Genomic DNA, 11,903 nt, shown 5'->3' with positions numbered 1-11,903 from the left:
ATTTAAGATTTTTAGAAAGTTGAATAAAAAAACGTTTTACAACACCGTGTATAATTAATTGCTAGCTTCTAGCCTACTTGCGAATATTCCTGCGGAATATTCACAGGTTCGTTAAAGTTTGCTAACTTAGTTGCCCAACCACGCAACTAACCATACACAAACACGTTAGCAAATATTACTCACTCATCTAAATACAAACTTTGACTAAACTAAAATTGTTTATCGCAATAATAATACTTACAACACCTATGTTGGTGAATTGTCAGGAATTAAATAGTGAAAACATAACTCAGGCTAATGAAATATTATCAGAGGTTGCTGCCGATTCTGGAGGACTATATTTTACAACAGATGAATTAGAAAAGAACAATAACAAAAAATATTTTATAGAATTATTAGTTCGAAACTCGTATTTAATAGACGTTCAGGCGACAAAGCCTAAAATAGTTGCTTCATATTGTGCTTCTCAACTATATAAAAGAATTGACAAAAAAACGTTAGACAAAAATTATGCTTTCAAGATTGTACTGATTAGTAACGACAATCAAGAGACTTTCTTTTTTGAAAAACAAGAAATAAAAAAAGTAAATGAAGCCCTAAACTCAATAGACAAATACATTAACCTAGTTATTGCTAACAATTTATCAGAAGCGAACTCAATGTTAAAAATAGATGAGCATAAAAATTTTAATCTAACAGTAACAAATAAAATATTAGAAAGAATAAAGGACCTTAAAATAAATAGTTATAATTATTATGACGATTTCTCTTATACTACAAAAAATGATTGTTGGGTTGTAAACAATTTGATTTCACTAAATGACAAACTAATAATATCACTACAATTTATAATTCAAAAAGAAGATCCTGAAAAAATTATTTACATTAAAATAAATCAATAAAACATTTGCTAACACCGTGTATAATTAATTGCTAGGTTCTTCACTACTTGCGAATATTCCTGCGGAATATTCACAGGTTCGTAAAAGTTTGCTAATTTAGCTACTAAACCACGCAACTAACCATACACAAACACGTTGTACGCAAGTTGACCAATGAAACGCAAAAAGAAAATAACAATCGGAATTGGAATCCTAATTGTTGGAATTTTATTCTGGCAATTTGGACTTTTTAATCGATTCAATTATTTGACTGGAAAGATTGACAGTTGGCGGAATTCAGCAAGAATCGTGACAATTGGAAAACCTTTACCTTGTGGAGTTCCATGTATTAGATTAAAAGAAAAATACGGATTTCACGAATCGAATATTGGATGCACTGTAACTGGACCTCAATTACGTGGAATTGACTCTTATAACGCTGAAATTGAAAAGTATCTGAATAAAAGAAACGGAAAAGAATGGCGAGAAAAATATCAAGCGGAAATGGACTCGCAAATTAAAAATAATATGTTGGAATGAAATTTAGCATCTTTAAGAATTTTACCTTTTTATTTCTATTTTTAGTTGCAAAGACTATTACAATGATACAATAGAATGGGCTGACAATATTGAGGCTGAACTAAACGTAATCGAAGTTAAAAAACAACAACCTGAATTTATTGAAATTGACTGGGAAAATCCACTTACCACTTCTGATAACGAAAAATGGTATTTAATCACAGAGATTAAAGGGAACAGAGATATTTTGAGTATGTCTCACTTTTTAGTTTTTAAGGATGGAAAATATAAATACAGAGAATCGAAAAAATAAAAACCTGCGTACAACACCGTGTATATTTAATTGCTTGTTACTTGCTTACTTGCGAAAATTCCTGAGGAATTTTCACGGGTTCGTAAAAGTTTGCTAAATTAGTTGCTAAAACCACGCAACTAACCATACACAAACACGTTAGCGCCAAGCAGTCACATCAACCCTTATCTAGGCAACCGAAAAGTTCGTATTTCTTACGCAGGACTCAATACTCGAACGAATAATCAAATTGAGGAGTATTACGGAACAACAACGCAGGACTTACGGCAACATGACACCTACTCTACTCACTGTTTGTATCCAATGTGATTCTATTCCATCGATCAAGAAGCACCAAATTCAATATGACCGAGAAACTGGATCAATATAACAGAATATAAGCTTAAAGCTAACAGCAATGCGATCTAGTCGAGCTGTTTAAAAATTAAATAAGGCCGGTCGCTAACATTGTGTATATTTAATTGCTTGAGTCTTGCTCATGTGGAAATTCCTGCGGAATTTCCCCGCGTTCGGTCAATTTTTGCTAAATTAGATCCTTAATCACGCAACTAACCATACACCGACCGTTACCACACATTAAAGAAAAAACTGAATGAGAGGAGATATACAATCAGAATTAAGACAACATTTAGACAATAAAGAAACTTTGCTTTGGACAGGTCAACCGAAAAAAGGTGTTGTATTTAGAACAGCAGATATTTTTCTAATACCTTTCAGTCTTTTATGGTGTGGATTTGCTATATTTTGGATGTTTATGGCTTCTCAAGGTGGTGGGATTTTTGCCATATTTGGAATTCCTTTTGTAATTATAGGATTGATATTTGTATTCGGAAGATTTATAATTGACGCAAAACAACGAGAAAACACTTATTATGGTTTGACAGAAGACAGAATAATAATAAAAAGCGGAGTATTTTCTAAAAATGTAAAATCGTTAAATATTAGAACATTATCTGACATAGAGTATAACGAAAAAAATGACGGAAGCGGAACAATCTCAATCGGACCAAAAAACCCAATGATGATTTGGGGAAACGGAATGAATTGGTGGCCAGGAATGAAAGCAAATCCACAACTTGATTTGATACAAAATGTTAGAAAGGTATATAACCAAGTGATTGAATTACAGAAAGAAAAATAACGTGTGGTAACACCGTATATAATTTATTGCTGGCTTCTTGCCTACTTACGAAAGTCCTCGCGGATTTTATATTCGGTTTTTATTTGTTAACTTAGTTACTTAAACACGCAACAAACCATATACAAACACGTTAGCAGCAAGCAGTCACGCTTTGCTAATCTCTTTCCTAATCAAAAAGTTTTTTATTCCTAGTCACGATTAAATCCTCATCTGGATAATCTAACGTGATAAGCAATACGGAAAATTAACGTAGGATTAATCACTCAGTCGGATAAGTTAAATTGACATGTAATACGGAGCAACAACGTTGGATTGATTACTCAGGTGAATAAATAGAATTGTTTAACAACACGGAATAACAACGCTGGATAATAGAAACTATTAAACATTAGATTTTAAAAGATCATTATAGAGAACCAACAAACTATTCACTATACTCTGCTTTAATTTCAAAAAGCTTTACGGCCGATCTGAACGTAAAAAAACTAATTTAGACCTAATTGGACACTGAAAACGGAATTATACGCTAAAATCAATGTCTGAGTTGTTTAATGAAACCGCCTGTAATTAAAAGCCGGCTGCTAACACCGTGTATAATTAATTGCTAGGTTCTTCATTACTTGCGAAAATTCCTGCGGAATTTTCACGGGTTCGTTAAAGTTTGCTAACTTAGTTGCCCAACCACGCAACTAACCATACACAAGACCGTTGTAAAACATTTGAAGGAAAACCTGAACATATCAAAAATGCTTCTCAAACTAACTTTAATATTAGTTTGTGGAATTTCTTATGGCCAAACTGAAATCATAGGAAAAGTGATTAGCGGAATTTCTGGAGAAACACCTATTTCGGACATTTACGTTCAAGAGCTGATTACCAAACAACCATTAATTATGACTGACAGTTTGGGCAACTTCCGAATTGAATATCTCGAACCAAATAAAAAGTATGTTATAGAAATTTCTGCATTCGGATACGGAAAACAAAAATTTAACGTGCTAGCGAAAAGCGGAATTAATAACGTGACATTTGAATTGAAAGCTGATTGTGAATATAATGCGGAACGTGCCGAATCTGATTGGAAAAAAGGAATTGCGAACTTATTACTTGTTGGTTCAATTGCACCAATTGCAAACTCAACTTCCGACAAGAGGTTTGAGGAAAAATTTGAAGTTAAATATTTTGACTTTGGTTGTGAACCACCAATTGACGAATGTATAAAAGAATATAATACTCGAATTTTTAAACTAATGGACAAAAAATACGGAATGAAATGGCGGAAAAAAGTTCGTTCTGATGTTGAATATTTGAATTAAAAAACGTTTTACAACACCGTGTATAATTAATTGCTTTTTTGAGCTTACTTGCGAAAATTCCTGCGGAATTTTCTCGGGTTCGTAAAAGTTTGCTAATTTAGTTGCTCAACCACGCAACTAACCATACACAAACACGTTGGCAATAATATAAACAGAACGCAAAAACAACCGAATTGCTGAATGAAATACAGTATTCCCGATAAAAGAGAATTAACAAAATCTGAAATTGAATTTCTGACTTGTCTGTTTAGTAAAGAAAAACCAGAATGGACTAATTTAATCGGAAATCTAAAAGTTGTTGCGAGATGTGGTTGCGGAAAATGTCCAACTATAATATTTGGAAAAACAATGGATTCGAAAAATCAAAAAGAGAATTTAATAATTGATTATATCGGAAAAGGTAAAAATGATGAATTGATTGGAATATCAGTATTCGGAACTGAACAAATGCCGACGGAATTGGAATTCTACTCAATTGATGGAAAGTCTGATGTTATCGAACTACCAAGAATATTAAAATGAAATAAAAAATGGAAATTATTCTTGAGACATTGATAATTTTAATATTCAGATATCCTGGAGCTGGAATACGTTGGTTAATTTCAAGAACTTGGAACTCAAAGAAAAGCTTTAAAGATTTTTTAAAAGATGATGCGTATATAAATGGAATAATCGGGTTATTATTTTTAACTCTAATAATAATATCGATTAGTCGGATTAAAGTCTCGTGATGAAAAAATACTATTGCCAACACCGTATATAATTTATTGCTGGCTTCTCGCCCACTTACGAAAGTCCTCGCGGACTTTCTTGGTCGGTAATTATTTACTAAATTAGTTGCTTAAACCACGCAACAAACCATACACAAACACGTTGCCCACAATTAGAAAAAACAGTTCCCTAATTGAAATGAACAGTTCGCTCATTATAGATTTTTGCTATTAAAAAAGGAATGTAGTTTTGAATAAACTACCAAACTATGAATAGAATAATTATTGTAATACTTCTTTTTCCGACTTTATTATTAAGTCAAAATAATTGCGAAAAATACGTTGAGAAATATATTCCAACTGATTTGAATGACGCAATTTCCTTTTTTGAATGTAAGTGGTCAAAAGAAAGTCTAAACGAATTTAAAATTAAAGAAGAACAAAAAGCAACTTCTGAACTACATTTCGGAACTGGTAGGTCATTAAGAAACAACTGGAAACTTTGGGCTGGAACATCTGAACTGTCGAAATTTTTCAGAAATTTAGGAATCAATCATCCTGATGATATATCTAGTATCATATTGACTTCACTTCATAGAAAACTAAACGGAATTGAGATTGAATTAGATAATCAAATAAAATACTATAAAGATTATTGGGCTGAATCTGAACGAAAAGAAAATGAACGAAAAAAAGAAGAATTTAGTGAATTTAAGATTGGCGACATTGTTGAATTTCTGTATGACTATGATTTTGTATCAAAACGTCAGGAAAAAAAATATATGAACGATAAGTGTTTCGCTACTGGAAAAGTAATTGACCTGAATAAAGAAAAATTTGAACTAAAAATAAATCTAATAAAGAGTTGCGACAGAAAAGGAATTATTGTTCTTGAATATGATGTTTGGGACAAAGTAGATGGAGAATATAAAAAGATTGAAGAAGACAAAATTGAGATTATGAAAAAAGGAGAAACTCGATGGACTTTATATAATTTATGGGAAATAGTGGAATAATAACTGTGGGCAACACCGTATATAATTTATTGCTGGCTTCTCGCCTACTTACGAAAGTCCTCTCGGACTTTCTTGGTCGGTAATTATTTACTAAATTAGTTGCTTAAACCACGCAACAAACCATATACAACAACGTTACCACACATTTGACAAGACCAATGAAAAAAGGAGTTTTAATAACAATAATTGGGATAATAATTATCGGAATAGCTTATTTCGGAATTGAAATGTATGACTTTGCAAAAGGTGTGAAAAATGACATAAAAATCACTGAAACAGAGAACATAAAATTAGCCGAATCTGAATCTGAATCTGAATCTGAATCTGAATTTAATGAAAATGACTGTACGTTTGACTTAAATACTCAAACTGATGATTTTCTTAAAGAAATAACTGAATTTTCAAATTATGTTTGGGATAACGAAAAGAAAAAAGCGACAATAAAACTTAAAAACGGAGACACATTAATTGTAACTCGTGGAGGTTGTGTCCATTTTTCATTTTACGGGAATTTAATACTAAATAATTCGGAACTGAATTTAGATGACGAAAGTAAAATATTCAAAAAGGCTTTGTGGATTACTGAAAAATTATTTCATAAATCTGACTTTGATTTTATAAATGAGTCATTAAGCAATAGAAGATTTGAAATAGAACAATCAGATAATCAAAAATATTATGATTTTCAAATTGACAGATATTGTGATATGACTTTAGTGATTGAGAAATTAAACAATAACCAAATATCTATAGAAATCGGATATTATATGTGTTAAAAACGTGTGGTAACACCGTATATAATTTATTGCTAGTTCTAGCCTACTTACGAAAATCCTCGCGGATTTTCTATTCGGTTTGTATTTGCTAAATTAGGTGTTTAAAACACGCAACAAACCATATACAAACACGTTAGGCACAAGTTCATAGCACACCGCAAAATCTATGATAAAAATTATACAAAGACTTGAATTTGAAGATGTATTTCCTGAAGAAGAAAAACAAGATGCTTTATTCTACTTGACCAAGGTTTCCAGAAAAACGCTTTTAAAAAGTATAGGATTTTTCAACACTAATAATTTGCCGAATTTTGATAATTTTTTCTCTAATCCTGAAATCTCAAAAGATGTTTATGATAGAGTTGTTGATTATAGTAAAAAAACTGGCTTAAAAAACAAACCAGAAACAATTTGTAAACATGCAAGTCTAAAATTATCTGAACTAATATTATCAAATAGAAATGAACTTTTAGAAGAAAATGAAAACTCTTCAATCGATGAAGATGAAATAAACCTATTTAAAGCATTTCTAGTTGTTAATCAAGAAATAAATAAGAATCAAAATTTAGAAAGTACATCAGATTCTAATTTCGAAAAATTAGTTGATATTAGTGTGATTTTTAACTTTCCATTATCAGATTTAGCGATTTTTGAAAATGACGATGTGGAATTTTCAAAACTAATCTATACAACTCTGGTTAAAGTAGAGTTTCTATTTGAATTTTTAAACTCGAAGTCTGAATTCGATAATTTAAAGAAGCATCTAATTACATCTTTTAATACCGATAATGAAGAAGATTTTTTCAAAGAAATGAGATATCTCTTTGGTAAATTATTAAAATTAAAAACAAGCAACAATTACATTTTTCAAGTAGATGATGAAAATTCGGAGAAGTTTTTGACCTCAATGACATCGGATGACATTTTAACTGATGAAGATTTCACATATATGAAAATTCACCCTCTATACAAACTAGAAGAACACACCTACTCTATTGTCAATTATTTCTATGTAATCGACAAATTTTATCGTAGTTCAAAATTTAAAATAAAGGAAATTTATGAATCAGATTCATCTTTAAAATCAAAATATGGTAACTTCTTTAGCTTTTTTAATAAAGAGTTTTCTGAAAATTTTCTAATGAGAAAGATATTGGATGAAATATTCGACAAACCTTATTTGATTAAAAAACCGGAATCGGAAAAAGAACTTGATGGTGAACCTGACTATTATTTAAGACAGAATAATAATATATTCATTTTCGAAAACAAAGATGTCTTAATAGCTAAAGCCATAAAAGCATCTGCTGATATTGAAAAGATAAATGAAGTTCTAAAAATTAAATTTTTGGGCGACGAAGACCATAAAGTTGGTATAGGTCAATTAATCAACACAATAGAAGAAATTCTTGAAAAGAAATTCCGTTTTGATTCTTATGTTAATTCAAAAAATAATTTAAAGATATATCCTATTTTATTAGTTCACGATAGAATATTTCAAACTACAGGTATTAATTACAAGTTAAATAATTGGTACATAAAAAGTTTAGAAGAAAGATTAGGTATAAAATTTAATTTATCAAACATAAAGAGTTTAACCGTAATTGATATTGACACGATTATATGGTGGTCACCTTATTTAAAAGAAAAAGATAAAAGGTTCAAAGACATTTTAGACAATCATTTGAACAAATTGAATTCAAAATTTAAGATTAATACACCGAATTATGAATATGGTATGGAAATAGCAAATAAACGATTGACGGACAAAATCACATCTATAACCTACAGAAATATTCCATATACTTTACCTACAGAATTATTTATTGATAAATTTAGTAGTATTTTAAAAGACGAATAAAAAACCAGTGCCTAACACCGTGTATAATTAATTGCTAGGTACTTCCCTACTTGCGAAAATTCCTGCGGAATTTTCACGGGTTCGTTAAAGTTTGCTAACTTAGTTGCCTAACCACGCAACTAACCATACACAAACACGTTGTAAAACATTAAAAAAAATCCGAACTTCAATTAAAATTTATAATTCTTGAATAAAAACAAAGAAAAATTTGAATATGTTTATGTTGAAAAAGACGGAACAATACGTGAATTAGATAATCAAGAAATTGAGTATTTACAAACTGAATTTAAACCAAGTGATGGCGCAAGACCATATATCAAGAGTAATTATGAACAACTTGCACCTGACAAAAAAATTTCGGGATTTCTTCATAGAAATAATGTACCCGAAAATATCGAAATAATAAAAACAGATATTAGATATACGGAATTTGGATTCCCAATAAATATATGCAACTCGAACAGAGTTATAGAATTACACGTTGGAATATTTAGCGTATATGTTCTTGGTGGTTGGGACGTTGTTGTAGAAGATTTTACTTTTACACTTACGAATATTAAAACTGGAACAATAATTAATCCAAGAGATACGCAATGGAGAATTCAATCTTACGAATGTGGATATTTAGCAAAAAAAATAAAAATTCTTGATATTCCCGAAAGAGGTAATTATCTGATTGATTTTAAGAATCTGGAAAGTCTAAAAGTTTGGAATGCAAGATTACCGTTGATATTTAGAATTTTCAAGAAACCAATAAAAAAGCAAAACATTGCGATATGCATTGTATAAAAATTTGAACACAAAACGTTTTACAACACCGTGTATAATTAATTGCTTTGTTCTTCCCTACTTGCGAAAATTCCTGCGGAATTTTCACGGGTTCGTTAAAGTTTGCTAACTTAGTCGCTAAACCACGCAACTAACCATACACAAACACGTTGTAAAACATTGGACCAAACTATATGAATGTAAAAAAAATACTATTTGACTTTGGCAGTTTTATTTTTGCAGGATTAACTTTTCTCGGATTTATAATAATTTACGCTGGAATTAGAGGAAGAGGAAGATATAATCCGACAAGTGATACTAATTGGTATTTTGTTGGAACAGGTATCATACTTATTTTACCATTTGTTATCTATATGATTAAAACAAAACTTATGCTAAAAAAATCTTCGGACGAAAATATTGAGCGGATAAATGACTTGATTAGAACTGGAGACAAAGTAATTATTGATTTAAACAAATTAGAAATTCAAAGTAATAGCTACAAACAAGAAATAGAAGTTGGAAGCGGATATAATACACGAAATGAATATGTCGATGTTAATCATAATGTAATTCTAATAGACGTTCCATATAACAATGAATCAATTAAATATAAATTAAACATTGATATGGATTCTACTAAATTAAAAATGCATTTTGCGATTAAAGAGAAAACTGAATTATATGTTGACTCTGAAAATCCAAACAACAACTATTTGGATTTAAGATTTTTAGAAAGTTGAATAAAAAAACGTTTTACAACACCGTGTATAATTAATTTCTAGCTTCTAGCCTACTTGCGAATATTCCTGCGGAATATTCACGGGTTCGTAAATGTTTACTAACTTAGTCGCTAAACCACGCAACTAACCATAAACAAGACCGTTAGCGCCAAGCAGACACATCTATTTACATTTAGGCAACCTAAAAGTCCGTATTTCTTATGCAGGACTCAATACTCGCACGAATGACCAAATTGAGGAGTAATACGGAACAACAACGCAGGACTGAATAACCGTTAGCATCTACTCTACTCTTTGCTTCTGTCAAATGTGATTCCATACCTACGCTCAAAACACGCGAAAATTAAATAATGCCGGTCGCTAACATTGTGTATATTTAATTGCTTGGGTATTGCTCATGTGGAAATTCCTGCGGAATTTCCTCGCGTTCGGTCCATTTTTGTTAACTTAGCTACCAAACCACGCAACTAACCATACACCTACCGTTAGCGCCAAGCAGACACATCAACCCTTATCTAGGCAACCTAAAAGTCCGTATTTCTTATGCAGGACTCAATACTTGCACGAATAACCAAATTGAGGAGTAATACGGAACAACAACGCAGGACTGACTAACCGTTAGCACCTACTCTATTCTTTGTTTCTGTCAAATGTGATTCCATACCTCCGATCAAACCAGGCGAAAATTAAATAATGCCGGTCGCTAACATTGTGTATATTTAATTGCTTAGGTATTGCTCATGTGGAAATTCCTGCGGAATTTCCTCGCGTTCGTTTCATTTTTACTAAATTAGTTCCTTAATCACGCAACTAACCATACACCTACCGTTGGCAACAAGCTCTCACTCAAAACCGAAAAAGACAATATGAATGAAACAAAATATAAAAAATGGTCTTTTAGATTACTAATCTATTTGATAGTAATTAATGTATTAGTAGCATATTTAGTAATGAATTTTGCTGTTGGATTTCACGATGTTGGAAGATTTGAACAAAATATTGGAATTTTATCCATTGTTGCAAATCTGATTTTAATTGTTGGAATAGTATTTACTGTTTTAAGTATAAAAAATAAAGAGGGAAAAAATTATCAATTTTACTTTTCTGTTATCGGTTATCCAATATTTTTAGTTTTAACATTACTTTCATTGTTTTAATCTTGAGAAAAAAGAAGTTAATTATATTAGCTATTGTTGTTATTCTGACTTTTATTTTTGGAATGCGTTACGAATTGGATTATAGGATTTTGACTCGCAGAACGGTAAAATATCTGGCGGATTACAAACTCGGATTTTATGGCGGAAAGGAATTTCGACTTTTTGAAACGGACATTGCTTTTATTCTGACTCTAATACCAATCGGATTTTATTTCACATCTCGAAAGGTAAGTTCTCTGAAAAAAATAATCGGACTGAATCTAATCTATCTGATTTTAATTCCGACTTTTTACTGTCTTTATTGCTTTCTCGAAAGTCAGTTTATAAAAATAACAATAACGAACCCAATAATGAATAACGGAATTTTAAAATACCATCAAAACAATGTGAATTATAGAATGATTTTATTTTTAACAATAATCTCGACTTTTATTAGCGGAATAATAATTAAGATAATAGCGAACGGAAAAAAGCCAGTTGCCAACACCGTGTATAATTAATTGCTTTGGCAAGTGCTTATTTGGAAAATTCCTTCGGAATTTTCTCGGGTTTGTATTTGTTTACTAAATTAGTTGCCTAACCACGCAACTAACCATACACAACAACGTTAGCTGTAATAAAAACCGAATCGTCCAAAAAAATAATGAGTATAATTAAAGCATTTTTATATACATTTTTAGCATTTGTATTTTGGTCAATAAT

Annotated in this window: 11 protein-coding genes; all 11 read left to right on the top strand. The window is 30.8% G+C overall.

Translation table 11 applies throughout. The features are described from left to right. The first annotated feature begins 200 nt into the window (after window positions 1-200). Complete coding sequence (locus ACFQ13_RS06245; protein WP_386115309.1) at window positions 201-902, top strand: hypothetical protein; 702 nt, start codon at window positions 201-203, stop codon at window positions 900-902. 153 nt (window positions 903-1,055) lie between these two features. Beyond that, the gene (locus ACFQ13_RS06240) at window positions 1,056-1,421 is read left to right on the top strand and encodes an FEKKY domain-containing protein (RefSeq protein WP_386115306.1); all 366 of its coding nucleotides are present in this window, start codon (window positions 1,056-1,058) and stop codon (window positions 1,419-1,421) included. 884 nt (window positions 1,422-2,305) lie between these two features. Continuing rightward, on the top strand, window positions 2,306-2,854 hold the full coding sequence (locus ACFQ13_RS06235; RefSeq protein ID WP_386115304.1) for a hypothetical protein: 549 nt from the start codon (window positions 2,306-2,308) through the stop codon (window positions 2,852-2,854). A 719-nt stretch (window positions 2,855-3,573) separates the two neighbouring features. Then, window positions 3,574-4,170: an FEKKY domain-containing protein gene (locus ACFQ13_RS06230; protein WP_386115301.1), complete on the top strand. Its 597-nt coding sequence runs from the start codon at window positions 3,574-3,576 to the stop codon at window positions 4,168-4,170. A 180-nt stretch (window positions 4,171-4,350) separates the two neighbouring features. Continuing rightward, window positions 4,351-4,692 carry a hypothetical protein gene (locus tag ACFQ13_RS06225; RefSeq protein ID WP_386115298.1) on the top strand — a complete coding sequence of 114 codons (342 nt, stop codon included), beginning with the start codon at window positions 4,351-4,353 and terminating at the stop codon, window positions 4,690-4,692. Window positions 4,693-5,149: 457 nt separating this feature from the next. Further along, a complete protein-coding gene (locus ACFQ13_RS06220) occupies window positions 5,150-5,896 on the top strand; it encodes a DUF6794 domain-containing protein (RefSeq protein WP_386115295.1) in 747 nt (248 codons plus the stop codon). Between the two features lie 158 nt (window positions 5,897-6,054). After that, the gene (locus ACFQ13_RS06215) at window positions 6,055-6,672 is read left to right on the top strand and encodes a hypothetical protein (RefSeq protein WP_386115292.1); all 618 of its coding nucleotides are present in this window, start codon (window positions 6,055-6,057) and stop codon (window positions 6,670-6,672) included. A gap of 166 nt (window positions 6,673-6,838) precedes the next feature. Then, complete coding sequence (locus ACFQ13_RS06210) at window positions 6,839-8,533, top strand: hypothetical protein (RefSeq protein ID WP_386115290.1); 1,695 nt, start codon at window positions 6,839-6,841, stop codon at window positions 8,531-8,533. A 186-nt stretch (window positions 8,534-8,719) separates the two neighbouring features. Beyond that, window positions 8,720-9,322: a hypothetical protein gene (locus ACFQ13_RS06205; protein ID WP_386115287.1), complete on the top strand. Its 603-nt coding sequence runs from the start codon at window positions 8,720-8,722 to the stop codon at window positions 9,320-9,322. 173 nt (window positions 9,323-9,495) lie between these two features. Next, window positions 9,496-10,044, top strand: coding sequence for a hypothetical protein (locus tag ACFQ13_RS06200; protein WP_386115284.1), 549 nt, complete (start codon window positions 9,496-9,498; stop codon window positions 10,042-10,044). 866 nt (window positions 10,045-10,910) lie between these two features. Then, window positions 10,911-11,201, top strand: a complete 291-nt coding sequence (locus ACFQ13_RS06195; RefSeq protein WP_386115281.1) for a hypothetical protein — start codon at window positions 10,911-10,913, stop codon at window positions 11,199-11,201. The last annotated feature ends 702 nt before the right edge of the window (window positions 11,202-11,903 follow it).

The sequence above is a fragment of the Winogradskyella rapida genome, assembly GCF_042675845.1.
Classification (GTDB): domain Bacteria; phylum Bacteroidota; class Bacteroidia; order Flavobacteriales; family Flavobacteriaceae; genus Winogradskyella; species Winogradskyella rapida.
This window is presented reverse-complemented; position numbering and strand designations above follow the sequence as displayed.

Bases quoted from the DNA above. Each gene is read 5' to 3' on its own strand.
- ACFQ13_RS06240 (WP_386115306.1), top strand. From the start codon at position 1,056: ATGAAACGCAAAAAGAAAATAACAATCGGAATTGGAATCCTAATTGTT.
- ACFQ13_RS06235 (WP_386115304.1), top strand. From the start codon at position 2,306: ATGAGAGGAGATATACAATCAGAATTAAGACAACATTTAGACAATAAA.
- ACFQ13_RS06225 (WP_386115298.1), top strand. From the start codon at position 4,351: ATGAAATACAGTATTCCCGATAAAAGAGAATTAACAAAATCTGAAATT.
- ACFQ13_RS06220 (WP_386115295.1), top strand. From the start codon at position 5,150: ATGAATAGAATAATTATTGTAATACTTCTTTTTCCGACTTTATTATTA.
- ACFQ13_RS06215 (WP_386115292.1), top strand. From the start codon at position 6,055: ATGAAAAAAGGAGTTTTAATAACAATAATTGGGATAATAATTATCGGA.
- ACFQ13_RS06210 (WP_386115290.1), top strand. From the start codon at position 6,839: ATGATAAAAATTATACAAAGACTTGAATTTGAAGATGTATTTCCTGAA.
- ACFQ13_RS06200 (WP_386115284.1), top strand. From the start codon at position 9,496: ATGAATGTAAAAAAAATACTATTTGACTTTGGCAGTTTTATTTTTGCA.
- ACFQ13_RS06195 (WP_386115281.1), top strand. From the start codon at position 10,911: ATGAATGAAACAAAATATAAAAAATGGTCTTTTAGATTACTAATCTAT.